Below are 20,449 nucleotides of genomic sequence, written 5' to 3'. Positions count from 1 at the left end.
CCGCGCCCGCCCGGCCGCCGGCCCCCGTGGGGGCGCACGACCGGGCGGGAACGCCGAGGGCCGGCCCGGGAGGACTCCCGGACCGGCCCCGGTGAACGGGCCGGCCGCGCCGGCGGGCCGACGTGCCGGTCAGGCCGCTATCGGCCGCTGGCTGCGCACCGCCTGCAACAGCCCGACCGCGAGCCAGACCGCGAACATCGACGACCCGCCGTAGGAGACGAAGGGCAGCGGGATGCCGGCCACCGGCATGATGCCCAGGCACATCCCGATGTTCTCGAAGGCCTGGAAGGAGAACCAGGCGATGATCCCGGCCGCCACGATCGTCCCGTACAGGTCGGTCGCCTGGCGGGCGATCCGGCAGGCCCGCCACAGCACCACGCCGACCAGCACGATGATCGCCAGCGCGCCGACGAAGCCGAGCTCCTCGCCGGCCACCGTGAACACGAAGTCGGTCTGCTGCTCCGGGACGAACTGCCCGGTGGTCTGCGTCCCGTGGAAGAGCCCCTTGCCGGTCAGGCCGCCCGAGCCGATCGCGATCCTGGCCTGCGCGGTGTTGTAGCCCACGCCGGACGGGTCCAGCTGCGGGTTGGCGAAGGCGGCGAAGCGGTCGATCTGGTACTTGCTGAGCACGCCGAGCTTCCAGATGGCCACGCAGCCGCCCGCGCCGGCCAGGAGCAGCCCGAGCACCCAGCGGTTGGCGGCGCCCGAGCCGAGCAGGATGCCCAGCACGATCGCGGCCATCACCATCACCGAGCCGGCGTCCGGCATCAGCAGCACTATGCACATCGGCAGGCAGGCCCAGACCAGGCCGCGGAACACCGCCCGGTGCGAGGGGTACTCCCGCTCCCCGGCGTCCACCTGGTCCGACAGCACGACCGCCATCGCGAGCACGATCGCCAGCTTCGCGAACTCGGCGGGCTGGATCGAGAAGCCGCCGCCCAGCTGGATCCAGGAGTGCGCTCCGTTGATGGTCGAGCCGAGCGGGCTGAGCGTGGCGAGCAGCATGAGGATCACGCCGACGTACAGGAACGGCACCAGCGTGCGGAAGCGCCGACTCCCTATGCCTATCACCACCGCGCACAGGACCAGCCCGACCACCAGGTTGGTGAGGTGCCGGTACAGGAAGTACTGCGGGTCGCCGTGGGTGAGCGAGTCGCGTCCGCGGGTGGCGGACCAGACCAGCAGCGAGCTGCCGAGCGAGAGGGCCAGCGCGGCCAGCAGCAGTATCCAGTCCAGCCGCCAGAGCGGGGAGTCCTTGGCGAGGGCCTTGGAGACCCCGCTGCGCTGCGGGGCCAGCCGCAGCTGCCGGTACGAGCCGTAGGAGGTCATGCCCGCCCCCTTCCCGGGCCGCGGTTCGGTTCGAGTGCGGCGCCGGCCGCGGTGCCGAGGACGGGCCGGTCGGCCGGCTGCGGCGGGTCGAGGAAGGCCGGGGCCGCGGCCGGCAGGTCCTGCACGGCCGACAGGGTCAGCGGCGCGGGAGCGGCCTGCGCGGCGCCCGGCAGGGCCGGGTCGGCGGCGGTGCCGCGCGCGGGGTCGGCGGTGACGGTGTACGCGGCGGGCTTGATGACGGCGGTGCCGTCCGGGTTGAACTTCGGCAGCTCGGTCTGCGGCGCGGGCAGCAGCGCCTTGCCGTTGTCGATGTTGCCCTTGTCGTCGACGCCGTAGAGGGCCTGGTAGATCCGTCGGATCGCGTCACCCGAGCCGCCGGAGCCCGTGCCGCCCTGGCTTATCGTCATGACGACCGCGTAGTCCTTGCTGTACGTGGTCAGCCAGGAGGTGGTCTGCTTGCCCTCGACCTCGGCGGTGCCGGTCTTGGCGTGCAGCTCGATCTTGTTCTGCGGCCAGCCGGCCCCGGCGAACTTCCAGGCCGCGGTGCCGCTGGTGATGACGCCCGCGGTGGCCTGGTCGATGTAGCTCAGCAGCTTCTGGTCGCCGGGGAACTTGGCGTCCTCGTGCGGGGCGATCTCGCGGACGAGATCCCCGCTCGGGCTTATCACGGCCTTGGCGACGGTCGGCCGGTAGAAGGTGCCGCCGTTGGCCAGCGCCGAGTAGATCCGGGCCATCTGGACCGGGGTGACGAGCGTGTCGCCCTGGCCGATCGCGAAGTTGACGGCGTCACCGGCGCGCATCTGGTAGCCGTCGACGCAGTTCTCCCGGGCGATCTGGTCGGAGAAGCTGGTGCCGCCCTTCTCCGCCTGCTTGCACCAGGCGTCCTTGTTGTTGTCGAAGAAGGACTGCTTCCACTGCCGGTCCGGCACCCGTCCGGTGACCTCGCTGGGCAGGTCGATGCCGGTCTTGGCGCCGAGGCCGAACTGGTGGGCGGTCTTGAAGAACCAGTCGCCCGGGTCCTTCTTCGGCTTGATGCCGCCGTCCTTCATCCACTGGTCGTAGGCGAGGCCGTAGAAGACGGTGTCGCAGGAGACCTCCAGGGCCTTCTCCAGGGAGATCGCGCCGAAGTTCTCGCTCTCGAAGTTCTTGAACTCGCGGCCGCCGATGGTCATGCTCTTCGGGCAGTCGTACCGGCCGTCGAGCGAGTAGCCGGCCTGCACGGCGGCGGTGGTGGAGATGACCTTGAAGGTCGAGCCGGGGGCGGACTGACCCTGTATGGCCCGGTTCAGCAGCGGGAAGTTGGAGTCCTTGCTGGTCAGCGACTGGTAGTCCTTGCCGGTGATGCCGCCGACCCAGAGGTTGGGGTCGTAGGTCGGTGCGCTGGCCATCGCGACGATCCGCCCGGTGTGCACGTCCATCACGACGGCGGCGCCGGAGTCGGCCTCGTAGTTGCGGTTGGTGACCTTGTCGAAGGTCTTCCGGGCGTCGGCCATCGCCTGGGCCAGGTTGTCCTCGACCACCTTCTGCACCCGGGCGTCGATGCTGGTGACCAGGTTGTTGCCGGTCTGCGGGGCCGCGGTGCCGGCGGTGCCGATGACCCGGCCGAGGTTGTCCACCTCGAGCTGGGTGATGCCGGCGGTGCCGCGCAGGTCGCGGTCGTAGACCGACTCCAGGCCGGCCCGGCCGATCTGGTCGGCCGGCAGGTAGCGGTCCAGGCCGGTCTTGTCGGCGGTCTTGCTGACCTCCTCGTCGGTGACCGGCGAGAGGTAGCCCAGCACCTGGGCCATGTTGGCGCCCTCGGCACCGGTGTAGCGACGCACGGCGGTGGGCTGCGCGGTGATCCCGGGGAAGTCCTCGCGGCGCTCCATTATCTGCATCGCCTGCTGGGTGGTCGCCTCCTTGGTGACCGGGATCGGCTGGTAGGGCGAGCCGTTCCAGCAGGGCTGCGGGGTCTTGGCGTCGCAGAGCCGGACCTTCTCCTGCACGTCCTTGGCGGGCATGCCCAGCACCTCGGCGAGCCGGGTGAGCACGGCCTTGCCGCCGTCCTTCTGCTGCAGCAGCGAGGTGCGGCTGACGGAGACCACCAGCCGGGTCTCGTTGCCGGCCAGGATCCGCCCGGAGGCGTCCAGGATCTCGCCGCGGACGGCCGGTTCGACGACCTCGCGGATGTGGTTGCCGGTCGCCTTGGCGGTGTAGACGCTGGCGTTGCGGATCTGCAGGTACCAGAGCCGTCCGCCGAGGGTGGCGAGCAGCGACAGCACCAGGATCTGCAGCACCACCAGACGGATCGTCACCCGCCGGGTACGGCCGGTCTCGGGGATGTTGCTCACGTCTCGTGCGCTCCTGGGTGCGGGAAGTCGGGAGGTCGGGGGCCGGGGCGGGGCCGGTTACGGGCGCTTGGCGAAGCCGGGCACGCGGCGCTTCTTGTAGGACGGGCCGGTCGAGACCTCGCGCGTGGTGCGGTAGCGGGCCAGCGTGCCCAGGCCGGGGCCGCCCTCGTCGTCGCCGCTGGCGGCGGTCACCGGGTCGCGCCCGAAGCGGCGGCCGACGAGCATGACCAGCGGCACCACGAAGGGCGCCAGCAGCAGGTCGTACAGCAGGGCGCTGATCACCAGGCCGCCGAGGCCGACGTGCCGGGCGGCGGTGTCGCCGACGAGGGCGCCGACCATCGCGTAGAGCAGGGTGGAGGCGACCGCCGCGGCGGCCACCACCAGCAGCGCGCTGGAGACGGACCGCTGGCGGCCGTGCTCCGGGCGCAGCAGCCCGGCGGCGTATCCCATCAGGCAGAGCACCAGGGCGTAGCGGCCGATCGCGTGGTCGGAGGGCGGGGCGAGGTCGGCCAGCAGGCCGGCCGAGAAGCCGACCAGGCAGCCGCCGGACGGCCCGTAGACCATGGCGAGGCCGACCACGACGAGCAGCAGTATGTCCGGGGTGGCCCCCGGCAGCTGGAGCCGCCCGAAGACGCTGACCTGCAGGATCAGGCCGAGCAGGATCAGGACGGCGGAGACGGGGATGCGGGCGAGGCGCATGGCTCAGTTCCCCCCAGTGGGCTTGGCGGGCGGGGCGGCGGAGGCGGCCGGGGCCTGTCCCTGGGCGGGTGCGGCGGCCGGGCTCTGGGCCTGGGCCGGCGGCAGGACGCCGTCGCGCGGGTCGGTGCGCGGCGGTACGACCACCACGCCGACCAGGTCCAGCCGGGTGAACTGGACGAAGGGCTCGACCATGATGGTCTTGGTCAGCTGGCCCGGGGTGGCCTCGACCTCGACCACCTTGCCGACCGGCACGCCGGGCACGAAGGGGCGGCCGCTCTGCGAGCCGAAGGTGACCAGCCGGTCGCCGTTCTTGACCTGGGCCTTGCCGTTGAGCAGCGAGACCTTCATCGGGCTGGTGCCGCCGCCGGAGGCGAAGCCGATCTCGCCGCTGCCCTCCAGCCGGGTGCCGGCCGAGAAGCCGGGGTCGGAGGCGAGCAGCACGGTGGCGGTGGTCGGGGCGACGGTGGTGATCCGGCCGACCAGGCCCTGTCCGTTGATGACGGTCATGTCGCGGGCGAGTCCGTCGTCGCTGCCGGCGTCGATGGTGATGGTCCAGGAGAAGCCCTGGGCCGGGCCGATCGCGATGACCTGGGCGGCCTTGACGGTGTAGCCGCCGGCACCGGCGGTGCGCAGCAGGTCGTCGAGCTGCTTGGTGCGCCCGGTGGCCATGTCGGAGGAGGCCAGCTTCTGCCGCAGTTCGGTGTTCTCGCGGGCGAGCTGGTCGGTGCGGCCGCTGTCGGTGGCGGCGTCGCGGAAGGCGCGGACGGTGTCGGCGACGGGGTCGACGACGGTGGCGGCGCCCCGTTCGACCGGGCCGAGGACGCTGGCGGCGGCGTGCCGGGCGCCGCCGAGCGGGGAGTCCTCACCGCCCTTGATGTCCACGGTGATGAGTGCGAAGGCGACCGCCACCAGCAGGATGAGCAGCAGCCGGCTCTCTCGTGTGTCCCTCACGGTGCTGGTACTGCCCCTTCGTACCTGGCCGGCCGCCCGGGCTGTGGGGCTCGGGCGGCGGCCCGTTCAGTTGAGTGTCGGATGTCTCGTCGGTGCTAACGGCGCGGCTGGGCGTCCAGTACCTGCTGGAGCGCCTCGAACTCCTCGACGCACTTGCCGGAGCCGAGCGCGACGGAGTCGAGCGGGTTCTCGGCGATGTGGATCGGCATGCCGGTCTCGCGGCGCAGCCGCTCGTCGAGGCCGCGCAGCAGGGCGCCGCCGCCGGTGAGCACGATGCCGCGGTCCATGACGTCGCCGGCCAGCTCGGGCGGGCACTGGTCGAGGGTGGTCTTCACCGCGTCGATGATCGAGTTGACCGGTTCGTCGATGGCCTCGCGGACCTCGGCGGCGGAGATGACCACGGTCTTGGGCAGGCCGCTGACGAGGTCGCGGCCGCGGATCTCGGCGTGCTCGTCCTTCTCGCCCTCCAGGCCGAAGGCGCTGCCGATGCTCATCTTGATCTGCTCGGCGCTGCGCTCGCCGAGGAGCAGCGAGTACTCCTTCTTGATGTGCTGGACGATCGCGTTGTCCAGTTCGTCGCCGGCGACCCGGATGGACTGGGCGGTGACGATGCCGCCGAGGGAGATGACGGCGACCTCGGTGGTGCCGCCGCCGATGTCGACGACCATGTTGCCGGTGGCCTCGTGGACGGGCAGGCCGGCGCCGATGGCGGCGGCCATCGGTTCCTCGATGATGTGGACCTGGCGGGCGCCGGCCTGGGAGGAGGCCTCGATGACGGCGCGGCGCTCGACGCCGGTGATGCCGGAGGGGACGCAGACCACGACCCGCGGGCGGGCGAGGTAGCGGCGGCGGTGGATCTTGAGGATGAAGTAGCGGAGCATCCGCTCGGTGATCTCGAAGTCGGCGATCACGCCGTCCTTGAGCGGGCGGATGGCGACGATGTTGCCCGGGGTGCGGCCGATCATCTTCTTGGCCTCGGCGCCGACCGCGAGGATGCCGCCGGTGTTGGTGTTCACCGCGACGACGGACGGCTCGTTGAGGACGATCCCCTTGCCCCGGACGTACACCAGCGTGTTGGCAGTTCCAAGGTCGATCGCCAAGTCGCGGCCGATGAACGACAGGTTGCTCGCCATGGGGTGAGGTGCCTTCCCGGGCTCGGAGTTCATGGGGGGTGGACGAGAGCGCGCGCCCGCACGGGGGCGGAGACCAGCTGAGCTGCCTTACCGGGCCCTTGAGTCGCGTCCATCGTAGTCACGCCGCGCGGTACGGACGTCGACGTGGGGCATACCGTCCATTGTCCGGAGCGTGATCGCTTCTCCGAGCATTGGGACGCCGTGTCGGCGCCCCTGGTTGCTTATTTCACGATAAGAATGCCCCGGCCGGGCCAATGGTCCCGACCGGGGCAGCCCCGAGGTCCCCGGGCGTGTCGCCCGGACCGGCTCAGGCGTGGGCCGGGAAGAAGATCTTGATCTCGCGCTCGGCCGACTCCGGGGAGTCCGAGGCGTGGATCAGGTTCTCGCGGGTGATCGTCGCGTAGTCGCCGCGGATGGTGCCGGCGCCGGCCTCCAGCGGGTTGGTCGCACCGGCCAGCATCCGGATGCCCTTCACGACCTCCTCGCCCTCGACGATCAGGGCGATCGACGGGCCGGAGGTCATGAACTCCAGCAGCGGCTCGTAGAACGGGCGCCCGACGTGCTCCTCGTAGTGCTGCTCCAGCGTCGCCCGGTCGAAGGTGCGCAGCTCGGCCGCGGTGAGCCGCCAGCCGGCCTTGCGCTCGATGCGGCTGATGATCTCGCCGGCCAGGCCGCGGCGGACGGCGTCGGGCTTGAGCAGGACCAGAGTGCGCTGGGACACGGTGCGTCTCCTGGGGATTCGGTTCGGCGGAAGTCGGTTCGACGAGCGGGGGCCGACACGCCAGAGGTTACCTTGCGTGAGCGGCGGGTCCGCCCGCTGGTCCGGACCTTCAGACGCCGGCGACGGCCGCCTCCGCGGCCGCGCGGGCGGCCTTGAACGCGTCCACCTTGCGGCCGTAGTGCACCGAGCACCACCACAGGCCGGCGAAGACCAGGCCGAGCACGAACATCGTCGGCAGGACGAGGCCGCTGGCGACCAGTCCGATCTGGAGCGCCCAGCCGATCTGGACCGCACCGGGCCGGTTGATCATGCCGCAGAGCAGCACGCACAGCGCCATCGCGATGCCGCTGACGATCCACACGGTGGCGGTGGAGACGTCGGAGAGCTGCATCGCGACCAGCGCGGCGAACATGATCAGCAGCGCCTCGCCGATCAGCGTCGAGGAACAGAGCGTCCTCATGTCACTTCCTCCCGAGCAGCAGGCGGGCCTCGCCCACCGTGATGACCGAACCGGTGACCAGCACCCCGGCACCGCCGAGGTCGCCCTCCTCCTCGGCGAGGGTGACGGCGGCGGCGATGGCGTCGTCGAGCCGCGGCTCGACCTGGACGCGGTCCTCGCCGAAGACCTCGACGGCGAGGGCGGCCAGCGCGTCGACGTCCATCGCGCGGTGGGTGGAGTTCTGGGTGATGACGACCTCGGCGAGGATCGGCTCGAAGGCCTCCAGCACGCCGGCCACGTCCTTGTCGCCGGAGGTGCCGATCACGCCGACGAGCCGGGTGAAGCCGAAGGACTCGCCGAGGGCGGCGACGGTGGCGCGGGCGCCGTGCGGGTTGTGCGCGGCGTCCAGGATGATCGTGGGGCTGCGCCGGACGACCTCCAGGCGGCCCGGCGAGGAGACGCCGGAGAAGCCCTGGCGGATCTTGTCGGGGTCGAGCTGCCCGCCGCGGGCGCCGCCGACGCCGAAGAAGGCCTCGACCGCCGCCAGCGCCAGCGCCGCGTTGTGCGCCTGGTGCTCGCCGTGCAGCGGGATGAAGACGTCCTCGTACTCCTCGCCGCCGAGCCCACGCAGCGTCACCAGCTGCCCGCCGATGGCGAGCTCACGGCGGATCACGCCGAACTCCATGCCCTCGCGGGCGACGGTGGCGTCCACCTCGACGGCGCGCCGCAGGATGTTCTGGGCGGCGTCCAGCTGCTGCTGGGCGACGACGGCGACGGCCCCCGACTTGATGATCCCGGACTTCTCGACCGCGATCTCGCCGGTGGTCCCGCCGAGCTTGTCGGTGTGGTCCAGCCCGATCGGGGTGATCACGGCGACGGCGGAGTCGATGACGTTGGTGGCGTCCCAGGAGCCGCCCATGCCGACCTCGACCACGGCGACGTCCACCGGGGCGTCGGCGAAGGCGGCGTAGGCCATGCCGGTCAGCACCTCGAAGAAGGACATCGGCACGGGCTGCTGGGCGTCGACCATCTGCACGTAGGGCTCGATGTCGCGGTAGACCTCGACGAAACGCTCGGGGGTGATCGGGGCGCCGTCGAGACTGATCCGCTCGGTGACGGTCTCCACGTGCGGGCTGGTGTAGCGGCCGGTGCGCAGCTCGAAGGTGTTGAGCAGCTGCTCGATCATCCGGGCGGTGGAGGTCTTGCCGTTGGTGCCGGTGATGTGGATGGAGGGGAAGGACCGCTGGGGCTGGCCCAGGATGTCCATCAGCGCCTCGATCCGGTCGAGCGAGGGCTCCAGCTTGTTCTCCGGCCAGCGCTTGGAGAGCTCCACCTCGACGTCGCGCAGGGCGTCGCCGGTGTCGCCGTCGGCGGGGCGGAGGGTGTACGGGTTCGGGTCGGCCTTGTCGCTCACGACCACAGTCTACGGAGCGGTGGCGGGCGGTCCTCACGGGGTGAGAACGGCCACTTTGGCCGGTGTTTCCAGTTTGCCCCCTTTACTATTGATTTGGCGATTTGATCCGCAACGAAGCATCGATTCGCACCCCGAGGAGTCACTCCGCCTTTGATTCACGAGGAGAACCGCGCCATGCCCGACGCCCTGCACGACTGGATCGTGCTCCGCCAGGACTCCGTGGTCTGGTTAGCCGGACTCGTCTCGCTGGCCCTCGTCGGCTACATGGCCTTCGTCTTCGCGCGCTTCCTCGTGTACTGGGCCGGCTCCCGGCACGCCTTCCGGCACGACCGGCCCGCCGAGCCCGGCGACCCCGCGGCCTTCCAGTGGCACCTGGTGATCCCCTGCCGCGACGAGGAGGCCGTGGTCGCCCAGACCCTGGCCGGACTGCGCGAGAGCGCACCCGAGGCCCACCTCTGGGTGATCGACGACGACAGCGAGGACGCCACCCGCGAGCTGGTGCTCGCCGCCGCGGCCCACGACGACCGCGTCCACCTCGTCCAGCGCCGCCGCCCGCACGCCCGGATCGGCAAGGGCGCCGCCCTCAACGCCGCCTACCGCGAGATCTCCGCCCGGCTCCCCGCCTCGGCCGACCGCTCGCGCGTGGTGATCGGCGTCGTCGACGCCGACGGGCGGCTCGACCCCGGCACCCTCGCCCGGGTCTGCAACGCCAAGGCGCTCGGCCGCCCCGACACCGGCGCCGTCCAGATCGGCGTGCGCATGCGCAACGCCGACGACGAACTCCCGCTGCCCGGCCGCGGCCGCGCCGCCAACGCGCTCGCCCGCGCCCTGGTCCGGATGCAGGACGTCGAGTTCCAGGCCAACAACGCCGGCATGCAGCTGCTGCGCCGCCGCACCGGCAGCGTCGGCCTCGGCGGCAACGGCCAGTTCGTCCGCCTCACCGCCCTCGACGCGCTCACCGCCGAGGAGGGCCGGGCCGGCCGCCCCTGGCCCGAGCGCGCCCTGCTGGAGGACTACGAGTCCGGCCTCGACCTCCGGCTGGCCGGCTGGCGGCTCACCCACGTCACCGAGACCCAGGTTTCCCAGGAGGGCCTGGTCTCGCTGCGCCGCTTCCTCACCCAGCGCACCCGCTGGGCCCAGGGCAACATGCAGTGCCTGCGGTACACCGGACGGGTGCTGCGCTCCCCCCACTACACCCCGGCCGGCAAGGCCGAGGTGCTGTACACCTTCCTGCAGCCGGTGGTCTGCGTGCTGCTCGTCCTGCTGACCCCGCTCTCGCTCGCGATCACGGCGGCCGGACTGGTGCTCTTCCCCGCGGAGACCGCCGACTTCCAGCTCCGGTTCGGGCCGTACATGCTGCTGGCCTTCGTGATCGCCACCCTGCCGATGGTCTTCTGGGGCCTCGCCTACCGCCGGCTCGTCCACCCCGACCGCAGCCGGCTCACCGGGCTGCTCTGGGGCGTCCTGGTCTGGCTGTACGCCTACCACCTGTTCGTCGTCGCCACCCGGGCCGCCGTCCGGATCGCGCTCGGCCGCAACGGCTGGGCCAAGACCCGGCGCAACGCCGAGAAGGTCGCCCTCGGCGCCCCCACCGCACTCGAGTCCTGAGCCGGCCCCACCGCCCCGGCCCCCGCCCGGCCCCCCGAGCCCCCGACCCCCGCGGAGCCCTCACCCATGAGCACCTGTCTTCCCCCCGCCAGCGTCGCCGTCGTCCTCGGCACCCGCCCCGAGCTGGTCAAGCTCGCCCCGCTGATCCACGAGCTGGGCGACGCGACCCGCCTGGTGCACACCGGCCAGCACTGGGACGAGGCCATGTCCGGCCGCTTCCTGCGCGACCTGGACCTGCCCCGTCCGGAGCTGCTGACCGGCGTCGGCGGCCGCCCGCGGGCGGGCCAGATCGCCCAGTCCCTCGGCCAGCTGGACGCCGCCTTCGCCGAGGACCGACCCGCCGCCGTGGTCGTCCAGGGCGACACCAACGCCACCCTCGCCGGGGCGCTGGCGGCCAACGCCCGCGGGATCCCGCTGGTGCACGTCGAGGCCGGGCTGCGCAGCTTCGACCGGGCGATGCCCGAGGAGCACAACCGGGTGATGGTCGACCACGTCGCCGACCTGCTCTGCGCCGCCACCGGGGACAACGTCGCCAACCTGCGCGCCGAGTCGCTCGCCGAGGAGCGGATCGCCCTCACCGGCAACACCGTCGTCGAGGTGGTCCGCCGCCAGCTGCCGGACGGCGCCACCCGCGCCGCACTGCTCGCCGCCCACGGGCTGCGGCCGGACGCCTACGTGCTGGCCACCGTGCACCGCCCGGAGAACACCGACACCGCCGGGGCGCTCGGCGCCGTGCTGGCCGAGCTGGACCGGATCGCCCGGGCCGGCACCCCGGTGCTGTTCCCGATGCACCCGCGCACCCGGGCCGCCGTCGAACGCTTCGGCCTGGAGCGGCTGCTGGACCGGCTCGCCGTCACCGGGCCGGTCCGCTACGCCGACTTCCTCGGCCTGGCGCGCCACGCCGCGCTGCTCGTCTCCGACTCCGGCGGCGTGCAGGAGGAGTGCACCGTCCTCGGCCGCCCGCTGCTCGTGGTGCGCCGCTCGACCGAGCGCCCGGAGGCGGTCGCGGCGGGCTTCGCCGCGCTGGTGGGCCCCGGCGAGGAGCTCGGCGAGCTGGCCCGGGCCTGGCTGGCCGACACCCCCGAACGGCTCGCCCGGCTCGCGGCCACCCCGAGCCCGTACGGCGACGGCCTCGCGTCGGCCCGGATCGCCGCGCTGACCGCCGCCGCCGCCGAGTCGGCCGACGAGGCCGCGGCCGACGACGCAGTACAGCTGGCGGCCGCGTAGCGCCCTCTTGACAGCCGGATTGGTCTACTCCACCTTGTGAGGCAAGTCTCCTTCCCCGACAGGGACTTGAGTTGTCGGTAGCTCCCACACGCGCACCATCGACACCCCGGACGGCATCCCACCCCCACCACCGGGACGCCGCCGGGCCTCCCCCACCGGAGATGGAGTCATGCCACCTTTCCGACACCGGCGCCCACGCGCCGGCCGCTCCCTGCTCGCCGGGGCCTGCGCCATGGCCCTGGGCCTGACCGGGCTCCTCCTCGCCACCGGCCCCGGCGCCCGCGCCGCCGACCCCGACCTGATCACCAACGGCGGCTTCGAGACCGGCACCCCGGCCGGCTGGACCTGCGGCAGCGGCGCCGTCCAGAGCACCACCGTGCACTCCGGCCGCTACGCCCTGCAGTCCACCCCCGGGGCGGGCGACACCGGCGAGTGCACCCAGACCGTCGCCGTGAAGCCCTCCTCGACGTACACCCTCGCCTCCTGGGTCCAGGGCTCGTACGTCTACCTGGGCGCCCGCGGCACCGGCGGCACCGACCCCAGCACCTGGACCACCTCGGCGGGCTGGGGCCGGCTCAGCACCGGCTTCACCACCGGCCCGAGCACCACCAGCGTCACCGTCTACCTGCACGGCTGGTACGGGCAGCCCGCCTTCCTGGCCGACGACGTGTCACTCATCGGCCCCGGCGGGCCGCAGCCCTCGCAGAGCCCGACCACCACCACGTCCCCCAGCCCGACCGCGACCGGCAGCCCCTCCCCCACCGGCACCGGCAGTGGCAGCCCCACCGCGACCGCCACCGGCAGCCCGACCGCGACCTCGACCGGCCGGCCCCCCGGCCTGCCCAAGCACATCCTCACCGGCTACTGGCAGAACTTCGACAACGGCGCCACCGTCCAGCGGATCAGCGACGTCCCGGCGGCCTACGACGTCATCGCGGTCTCCTTCGCGGACGCCACCGCCACCCGGGGCGGCCTGAGCTTCACCCTCGACCCCGCGCTCTCCACCCGCCTCGGCGGCTACACCGACGCCCAGTTCAAGGCCGACATCGCGGCCAAGCGGGCGGCCGGCAAGCGCGTGGTGCTCTCGGTCGGCGGGCAGAACGGCACCGTGTGGGTGGGCGACGCGGCCTCCGCCGCGACCTTCACCAGCACCGCCTGGGCGCTGATGCAGTCCTACGGCTTCGACGGGATCGACATCGACCTGGAGAACGGGGTCAACGCCGCCTACCTGGGCCAGGCACTGCACGCCCTGGCGGCGAAGGCCGGCACCGGATTCGTCCTCACCATGGCTCCGCAGACGATCGACATGCAGTCGACCGGCACGGAGTACTTCAAGCTGGCGCTGAACGTGAAGGACGTCCTCACCATCGTCAACATGCAGTACTACAACTCCGGCGCGATGAACGGCTGCGACGGGAACGTCTACTCGCAGGGCACCGAGAACTTCCTCACCGCCCTGGCCTGCATCCAGCTCAAGGGCGGGCTGCGGCCCGACCAGGTCGGGATCGGGGTGCCCGCGTCCACCAGCGCGGCGGGCGGCGGGTACGTCGCCGCGAGCACCGTCGCCAACGCCCTGGACTGCCTGGCGGCCGGCACCGCCTGCGGCAGCTACCGGCCGGACACCACCTGGCCCGGCATCGGCGGGGCGATGACCTGGTCCACCAACTGGGACGCCCGGGCGGGCAACCCGGTCGCCACCACCATCGGCGCGCACCTGCACGCCATGCCCTGACGGCGGCGGGCCCGGGGCGGGGCCCTCAGACCCCGGCCCGGGCCTCCGGGACGTGCACCGCGCCCCCGTGACGGCGGCGCAGCTCGGCCGTGATCTCGGCCAGTTCGCCCTCGGGCAGCAGCGGCAGCATCATCGCCACGCCCTGCAGCAGACCGCCGAGCAGGAAGGTGGTGTCGGCCGTCGAGGCGACCAGCCCGCGCACCTCCGCCACCTCGCCGGCCGCCACCGCCTCGATCAGCCGGGCCGCGTCCGCGCTCTCCTCGTCCACCGCGACGGCACCGCTGTCGGCCGGGGCGCGCCGGGCCATCGCCCGCAGCACCCGGTCGCCGACCTCGGGGGCGTACGCCTTGCGGACGGCCTCGGCGGCGATCCAGGCGAGCAGGGTGGTCACCTCGCGCCCCGCGTGCTCGGCGAACAGCTGGTCCAGCTCGCGGTCGAAAGCGAGCTGGTTGCCGTGCCGGAAGGCGAGCAGCAGGGTCGCCGCCCTGGCCTTGGCCTCCTCGACCGCCTCGGCAGGCAGTTCGTCGGCCAACTCCTCGGTCACCACCACGCCATGCCCTCCCGTCCGTCCGTTCAGCAGAAACGCTCCGCACAAACGCTCAGCGGAAACTCCGAGCACACCGTACACATCCGACCTGCAAACTTCCGCGAACCCGCGCGGGCAAGACCGGAATGAATTCGCTCGGAATAAGACCTCACCCGGTCCAGGATGAATATTCGCCGGAAGGGAGCAATGTTGCTGCGCTATTAGGCGTAACGGGAACGGCCGCGGCCCGGCCGGGTCGCCGGGCCGGGGAACGCCGAGGGGCCGCACCCCGCGCGTCGCGGAGTGCGGCCCCTCACCGGCCGGTACGGGCTCAGCCCTGCGGCAGCGCCGCGAGCTGGGCGGTGATCCGGGCGATGTCGGCCTCGGCGGCCTCCTGGCGGACCTTGATCTTGGCGACCACCTCGTCCGGCGCCTTGGCGAGGAACGCCTCGTTGCCGAGCTTGGCGGTGGTCTGCGCCTTCTCCTTCTCGGCGACCGCGAGGTCCTTGGCGAGGCGCTTGCGCTCCGCCGCGACGTCGATGGTGCCGGAGAGGTCGAGCGAGACGGTGGCGCCGGCGACCGGCAGCGAGGCGGTGGCCACGAAGCCCTCCTCCGGGACGGTCAGCCGCAGCAGCGAGCGGATCGCGTCCTCGTGGACGGCCAGCACGGTGCCGTCCAGCTCCAGCTTTGCCGGGACGCGCTGGCGGTCCTTGAGGCCCTGGCTCACGGCGAACCTGCGGACCTCGGTGACCACCTGCTGCAGCGTGGCGATCTCGGCCTCGGCCGCGGCGTCGCGGTAGCCGCTGTCGGTCGGCCAGTCGGCGATGACGACGGACTCCGCACCGGTGAGCGTGGTCCACAGCGTCTCGGTGACGAAGGGCACGATCGGGTGCAGCAGCCGCAGCGTGACGTCCAGGACCTCGCCGAGCACCCGGCGCGCGGCGTCGGCCTGCGGGCCGCCCTTGGCCAGGGTGGTCTTGGAGAGCTCGACGTACCAGTCGAAGACCTCGTCCCACGCGAAGTGGTAGAGCGCCTCGGACAGCTTGGAGAACTGGTAGTCCTCGTACAGCCCGTCCACCTCGGCGACGGTGCTGTTGAGCCGCGACAGGATCCAGCGGTCGGCCGCGGTCAGCTCCTCCGGCGCGGGCAGCGGGCCCTCGACGGTGGCGCCGTTCATCAGCGCGAAGCGGGTGGCGTTCCAGATCTTGTTGGCGAAGTTGCGGGCCGCCTGGACCCAGTCCTCGCCGATCGGGACGTCGACGCCCGGGTTGGCACCGCGCGCCAGCGTGAAGCGCAGCGCGTCGGAGCCGTACTTGTCCATCCAGTCCAGCGGGTTGACGACGTTGCCGAAGGACTTCGACATCTTCTTGCCGTTCTGGTCACGGACCATGCCGTGCAGCGCGATGGTGTGGAACGGCGGGGTGCCGTCCATCGCGTAGAGGCCGAACATCATCATCCGGGCGACCCAGAAGAAGAGGATGTCGTACCCGGTGACCAGGACGGAGTTCGGGTAGAACTTCGCCAGGCTCTCGGTCTGCTCGGGCCAGCCGAGCGTGGAGAACGGCCACAGGCCGGAGGAGAACCAGGTGTCCAGGACGTCGGTGTCCTGGTGCCAGCCCTCGCCGGCGGGCGGCTGCTCGTCCGGTCCGACGCAGACGACCTCGCCGTTCGGGCCGTACCAGACCGGGATCCGGTGGCCCCACCACAGCTGGCGCGAGATGCACCAGTCGTGCAGGTTGTCGACCCAGTCGAAGTAGCGCTTCTCCATCTCCTGCGGGTGGATCTTGACCTTGCCGTCGCGGACCGCGTCGCCCGCGGCCTTGGCGAGCGGGCCGACCTTGACCCACCACTGCATGGACAGCCGCGGCTCGATGGTGGTCTTGCAGCGCGAGCAGTGGCCGACCGAGTGGACGTACGGGCGCTTCTCGGCGACGATCCGGCCCTCGGCGCGCAGCGCGGCGACGATCGCCGAGCGGGCCTCCAGGCGGTCCAGGCCGAGGAAGGGGCCGTGCACGGTGATGACCGCGTGCTCGTCCATGACGGCGATGTTCGGCAGGTCGTGCCGCTGGCCGATCTCGAAGTCGTTCGGGTCGTGGGCGGGCGTCACCTTGACGGCGCCGGTGCCGAACTCCGGGTCGACGTGGGCGTCGGCGACGACCGGGATGCGACGGCCGGTCAGCGGCAGCTCGATCTCGGTGCCGACCAGGTGCCGGTAGCGCTCGTCCTCCGGGTGGACGGCCACGGCCGTGTCGCCCAGCATCGTCTCGGCGCGGGTGGTGGCCACGACGATCGAGGCGTCGCCCTCGCCGTAGCGGATCGAGACCAGCTCGCCGTCGTCGTCCTGGTACTCCACCTCGATGTCCGAGATGGCGGTGAGGCAGCGCGGGCACCAGTTGATGATGCGCTCGGCGCGGTAGATCAGCTCGTCGTCGAAGAGCTTCTTGAAGATGGTCTGGACGGCCTGGGACAGGCCCTCGTCCATGGTGAAGCGCTCGCGGGACCAGTCCACGCCGTCCCCGAGGCGGCGCATCTGGCCGGAGATCTGGCCGCCGGACTCCGCCTTCCACTTCCAGACGCGCTCGACGAAGGCCTCCCGGCCCAGGTCGTGGCGGGACTTGCCCTCCTTGGCGAGCTCGCGCTCGACCACGTTCTGGGTGGCGATGCCGGCGTGGTCCATGCCGGGCTGCCACAGCGCCTCGAAGCCCTGCATCCGCTTGCGGCGGACCAGCGCGTCGATCAGCGTGTGCTCGAAGGCGTGGCCCAGGTGCAGGCTGCCGGTGACGTTCGGCGGGGGGATGACGACGGTGAACGGGGGCTTGTCGCTCTTCGCGTCGGCGGCGAAGTAGCCACGCTCCACCCAGCGCTCGTACAGCTCGCCCTCTACGTCCGCTGGGGTGTAGGTCGTCGGGAGGGTTGCTGCTTCGTCCCCGGTGGTGCTCACGGGGCGCTGGTTCGTCGTGTCGGTCACGACGCACAGTTTACGTAACCGCGGGCACGTGTTACGAACCGCTTTCGCCCCTCGGACGCGAGCCGCCCGAACGGGTCGCCGCCGGGCGCCGTGCGGTACCGTTCCCGGACACTCGTCCGGTTTGCCGCACGGGTACGGAGCAGATCCACACCATGACAGGCCGCGGGTGCGGCGGGGGAGCACAGACGCAGATGTACGGCCAGGGACAGCAGTATCCGCAGGGACAGCCCCAGCAGCCGTACGGGGGGCAGCCCCCGTACGGCCCGCCGCAGCCGCAGCAGCCGTACGGCGCGCCGCAGCCCCAGTACGGCTACCCGCCGCAGGGCGGCCAGCCGTACGGCGCGCCCCAGCAGCCCTACGGCGCCCCGCAGCAGCCGTACGGCGTGCCGCCGCAGGCCCCGTACGGCCAGCCGGGCTACCCGGCCCCGCCGAAGAAGGGGAAGACCGGTCTGGTGGTCGGCCTGGTGGTCGGTGCGCTGGTGCTGGGCGGCGGCGGCTTCGCCGCGTGGAAGTTCATGGCCGGCGACTCCGGCGGCAACTACAAGATCTCCGCGCCGCAGTCGCTGCCGGACGGCTACGTCCAGAAGTCCTCCAAGGAGGAGGCCGTCGACCCGAGCAAGGCCGAGGCCGCGAAGTTCGGCAAGAACCTCACCGCGCTGGCGACCAGCTACGCCAAGGGCTCGGACCCGCTCGACACGCTCTCGATCCTCGGCGTCTACGGGGACATCAGCGACCCGGGGCAGGTCATCGACGACTCCAAGAAGGACAGCGGCGGCGCGACCTGGTCCACCCCGCTGACCGACTACCCGGCGCAGGACGCCCACAGCTCCTCGGCGCGGCTCGCCTGCGGTGTGGTCAGCGTCATCGCGGGCAAGGCCGGGCCGACGATCTGCGTGTGGGCGGACAACTCCACCACCGGCCGGATCACCTTCAGCAAGGTCAGCCTGACCGGCGGCGCGCAGGGGGTCACCCCGGCGCAGGCGGCCGACAAGGCCCGGGCGATCCGCGACGCGATGAAGGTCGCCAAGTAGCCCGCCGGGCCGGCCGGCGGCAGTAGCCCGCCGGGCCGGCCGGCGGCGACGCCGCACCGGCCCGGAACGAGCAGGGGCCCCGCACCGTCCGGTGCGGGGCCCCTCTCCGTCCGGAGGGCGGGTCAGGCGCTCTTCTCGCGCCGCTCGCGCTTGATCATGTCGCGCGGGACGAGGGTGGGGATGGCGTGCTTGGAGACGACGTCCCCGGTGACCACCACGCGGGCGACGTCCTGACGCGAGGGCACCTCGTACATCACGGACATCAGCACCTCCTCCATGATGGCCCGCAGACCGCGCGCGCCGGTCCCGCGCAGGATCGCCTGGTCGGCGATCGCCTCCAGCGCGTCGCGGGAGAACTCCAGCTCCACGCCGTCCAGTTCGAAGAGCTTGCGGTACTGCTTGACCAGCGCGTTCTTCGGCTCGGTGAGGATCTGCAGGAGCGCCTCGCGGTCCAGGTTGTGCACGCTGGTGATGACCGGCAGACGGCCGATGAACTCGGGGATCATCCCGAACTTCACCAGGTCCTCGGGCATCACCTGACGGAAGTGGTCGCTGGCGTCCGACTCCCGCTTGGAGCGGATGTTGGCGCCGAAGCCGATGCCCTTGGCGCCGGCCCGGCCCTCGATGATCCGCTCCAGGCCGGCGAACGCGCCGCCGACGATGAACAGCACGTTGGTGGTGTCGATCTGGATGAACTCCTGGTGCGGGTGCTTGCGCCCGCCCTGCGGCGGCACCGAGGCGGTGGTGCCCTCCAGGATCTTCAGCAGCGCCTGCTGCACGCCCTCGCCGGAGACGTCCCGGGTGATCGACGGGTTCTCGCTCTTGCGGGCGACCTTGTCGATCTCGTCGATGTAGATGATCCCCGTCTCGGCCTTCTTGACGTCGTAGTCGGCCGCCTGGATCAGCTTGAGCAGGATGTTCTCGACGTCCTCGCCGACGTACCCGGCCTCGGTCAGCGCGGTGGCGTCCGCGATCGCGAACGGCACGTTGAGCATCCGGGCGAGGGTCTGCGCCAGCAGCGTCTTGCCGGAGCCGGTGGGGCCCAGCAGCAGGATGTTCGACTTGGCCAGCTCGATGGCGTCCTCGCGGCCGTTGCCGCCGCTGCGGCCCGCCTCACCGGCCTGGACCCGCTTGTAGTGGTTGTAGACGGCGACCGACAGCGCCTTCTTGGCGAGGTCCTGACCGACCACGTACTGGTCCAGGAACTCGTAGATCTCCCGCGGCTTCGGCAGTTCCTCGAAGCGCACCTCGGAGGTCTCGGCGAGTTCCTCCTCGATGATCTCGTTGCACAGGTCGATGCACTCGTCGCAGATGTACACGCCTGGGCCGGCGATCAGCTTCTTCACCTGCTTCTGCGACTTGCCGCAGAACGAGCACTTGAGCAGGTCGCCACCGTCTCCGATGCGTGCCACGAGGTGCTTCCCCTTCGCCAGGGGCCCCGCAGGGGTTCCGGGGCCTGGTGCTGTGGACCGTCAACGCCGTCGGCGATCGGTCTCGCTATCCGACGGTACTCTGCCGGGCCCCTGATTCCGTCCTCTTCGCCGGGTCTGCCCTACGCCCTGGGCGAATTGATACCGAACAGATGCCGTGACGGAGGCCGCCGATGAGCCGGAGCGGGGCGCGCGGACTCGATACGCGCCCCGCTCCGGAGGGTGCCGGCCTCAGGAGGTCAGCGAGGTCTTGCGGGTGGAGATGATCTGGTCGATCAGGCCGTACTCGACGGCCTCCTCGGCGGTCAGGATCTTGTCGCGCTCGATGTCCTCGCGCACCTGCTCGACCGACTTGCTGGAGTGCTTGGAGAGCATCTCCTCCAGCTGCTCGCGCATCCGGAAGATCTCCTTGGCCTGGATCTCCAGGTCGGACACCTGGCCGCGGCCGGTCTCGGTGTACGGCTGGTGGATCAGGATACGGGCGTTCGGCAGCGCCATCCGCTTGCCGGGGGTGCCGGCGGCGAGCAGCACGGCCGCGGCGGAGGCCGCCTGGCCCATGCAGACCGTGGTGATGTCCGGCTTCACGTACTGCATCGTGTCGTAGATGGCCGTCAGGGCCGTGAACGAGCCGCCGGGCGAGTTGATGTACATCTGGATCTCGCGGTCCGGGTCCATCGACTCGAGGCAGAGCAGCTGCGCCATGATGTCGTTCGCCGAGACGTCGTCGACCTGCGAGCCGAGGAAGATGATGCGCTCCTCGAACAGCTTCGCGTACGGGTCGTACTCGCGGATGCCCTGCGTGGTGCGCTCGACGAAGCGCGGGACGATGTAACGGCCCTCGGCACGCATGTCCTCGACGCGGGCCTGGGCGGCCGACAGGCTGGGGATGTTCATGGGGGTCCTTGTCCTCC

Annotated in this window: 16 protein-coding genes; 4 read left to right on the top strand and 12 right to left on the bottom strand. The window is 71.8% G+C overall.

The genetic code is table 11. The annotated features are described in order from the left end of the window. Nucleotides 1-129: 129 nt before the first annotated feature. The 8 genes from rodA to ACFYUY_RS03740 all read right to left on the bottom strand — a co-directional run bounded on the left by rodA (nucleotide 130) and on the right by ACFYUY_RS03740 (nucleotide 9,016). Nucleotides 130-1,329 carry a rod shape-determining protein RodA gene (gene rodA / locus ACFYUY_RS03775; RefSeq protein WP_360211556.1) on the bottom strand — a complete coding sequence of 400 codons (1,200 nt, stop codon included), beginning with the start codon at nucleotides 1,327-1,329 and terminating at the stop codon, nucleotides 130-132. Then, on the bottom strand, nucleotides 1,326-3,659 hold the full coding sequence (gene mrdA, locus ACFYUY_RS03770) for a penicillin-binding protein 2 (protein ID WP_360211558.1): 2,334 nt from the start codon (nucleotides 3,657-3,659) through the stop codon (nucleotides 1,326-1,328). The genes rodA and mrdA overlap by 4 nt, the downstream gene beginning before the upstream one ends. A gap of 57 nt (nucleotides 3,660-3,716) precedes the next feature. Further along, complete coding sequence (mreD, locus tag ACFYUY_RS03765; RefSeq protein ID WP_360211560.1) at nucleotides 3,717-4,358, bottom strand: rod shape-determining protein MreD; 642 nt, start codon at nucleotides 4,356-4,358, stop codon at nucleotides 3,717-3,719. 3 nt (nucleotides 4,359-4,361) lie between these two features. Further along, the gene (gene mreC, locus ACFYUY_RS03760) at nucleotides 4,362-5,309 is read right to left on the bottom strand and encodes a rod shape-determining protein MreC (protein WP_387897598.1); all 948 of its coding nucleotides are present in this window, start codon (nucleotides 5,307-5,309) and stop codon (nucleotides 4,362-4,364) included. 95 nt (nucleotides 5,310-5,404) lie between these two features. Beyond that, nucleotides 5,405-6,430 carry a rod shape-determining protein gene (locus ACFYUY_RS03755; RefSeq protein ID WP_030256393.1) on the bottom strand — a complete coding sequence of 342 codons (1,026 nt, stop codon included), beginning with the start codon at nucleotides 6,428-6,430 and terminating at the stop codon, nucleotides 5,405-5,407. A 319-nt stretch (nucleotides 6,431-6,749) separates the two neighbouring features. Beyond that, the gene (ndk, locus tag ACFYUY_RS03750) at nucleotides 6,750-7,163 is read right to left on the bottom strand and encodes a nucleoside-diphosphate kinase (protein ID WP_360211564.1); all 414 of its coding nucleotides are present in this window, start codon (nucleotides 7,161-7,163) and stop codon (nucleotides 6,750-6,752) included. Between the two features lie 109 nt (nucleotides 7,164-7,272). Beyond that, nucleotides 7,273-7,623, bottom strand: coding sequence for a DUF4233 domain-containing protein (locus tag ACFYUY_RS03745; RefSeq protein WP_360211566.1), 351 nt, complete (start codon nucleotides 7,621-7,623; stop codon nucleotides 7,273-7,275). Nucleotide 7,624: 1 nt separating this feature from the next. After that, nucleotides 7,625-9,016: a folylpolyglutamate synthase/dihydrofolate synthase family protein gene (locus ACFYUY_RS03740; RefSeq protein ID WP_360211568.1), complete on the bottom strand. Its 1,392-nt coding sequence runs from the start codon at nucleotides 9,014-9,016 to the stop codon at nucleotides 7,625-7,627. Nucleotides 9,017-9,190: 174 nt separating this feature from the next. Between ACFYUY_RS03740 and ACFYUY_RS03735 the strand changes: the two genes are divergently transcribed. From ACFYUY_RS03735 to ACFYUY_RS03725, 3 genes are all read left to right on the top strand, one after another. Further along, the gene (locus tag ACFYUY_RS03735; RefSeq protein WP_387897595.1) at nucleotides 9,191-10,624 is read left to right on the top strand and encodes a glycosyltransferase family 2 protein; all 1,434 of its coding nucleotides are present in this window, start codon (nucleotides 9,191-9,193) and stop codon (nucleotides 10,622-10,624) included. A 66-nt stretch (nucleotides 10,625-10,690) separates the two neighbouring features. After that, nucleotides 10,691-11,851, top strand: a complete 1,161-nt coding sequence (gene wecB, locus ACFYUY_RS03730) for a non-hydrolyzing UDP-N-acetylglucosamine 2-epimerase (protein ID WP_387897593.1) — start codon at nucleotides 10,691-10,693, stop codon at nucleotides 11,849-11,851. 169 nt (nucleotides 11,852-12,020) lie between these two features. Continuing rightward, entirely contained in the window at nucleotides 12,021-13,583 is a 1,563-nt protein-coding gene (locus ACFYUY_RS03725; RefSeq protein WP_387897591.1) for a chitinase, read from the top strand. A 25-nt stretch (nucleotides 13,584-13,608) separates the two neighbouring features. On the opposite strand, the gene ACFYUY_RS03720 is transcribed toward ACFYUY_RS03725, so the two are convergent. Beyond that, a complete protein-coding gene (locus tag ACFYUY_RS03720; protein ID WP_387897589.1) occupies nucleotides 13,609-14,133 on the bottom strand; it encodes a hypothetical protein in 525 nt (174 codons plus the stop codon). Nucleotides 14,134-14,440: 307 nt separating this feature from the next. Further along, complete coding sequence (locus ACFYUY_RS03715; RefSeq protein ID WP_360211578.1) at nucleotides 14,441-17,077, bottom strand: valine--tRNA ligase; 2,637 nt, start codon at nucleotides 17,075-17,077, stop codon at nucleotides 14,441-14,443. A gap of 191 nt (nucleotides 17,078-17,268) precedes the next feature. On the opposite strand from ACFYUY_RS03715, the gene ACFYUY_RS03710 reads away from it, so the two are divergent. After that, nucleotides 17,269-18,108 (top strand): hypothetical protein, encoded by an 840-nt coding sequence (locus ACFYUY_RS03710; protein WP_387897586.1) that lies wholly within the window; start codon nucleotides 17,269-17,271, stop codon nucleotides 18,106-18,108. A gap of 122 nt (nucleotides 18,109-18,230) precedes the next feature. Here the strand turns inward: ACFYUY_RS03710 and clpX are convergent, their stop codons facing one another. Next, nucleotides 18,231-19,520: an ATP-dependent Clp protease ATP-binding subunit ClpX gene (clpX, locus tag ACFYUY_RS03705; protein WP_063347569.1), complete on the bottom strand. Its 1,290-nt coding sequence runs from the start codon at nucleotides 19,518-19,520 to the stop codon at nucleotides 18,231-18,233. 249 nt (nucleotides 19,521-19,769) lie between these two features. Then, a complete protein-coding gene (locus ACFYUY_RS03700; protein ID WP_359975274.1) occupies nucleotides 19,770-20,432 on the bottom strand; it encodes an ATP-dependent Clp protease proteolytic subunit in 663 nt (220 codons plus the stop codon). Nucleotides 20,433-20,449 lie beyond the last annotated feature (17 nt).

Origin of the sequence: Kitasatospora sp. NPDC004745, from assembly GCF_042873275.1 — a bacterium.
Classification (GTDB): Bacteria; Actinomycetota; Actinomycetes; order Streptomycetales; family Streptomycetaceae; genus Kitasatospora.
The sequence above is the reverse complement of the archived record's forward strand: the minus strand, read 5'-3'. Positions and strand labels throughout refer to the sequence as shown.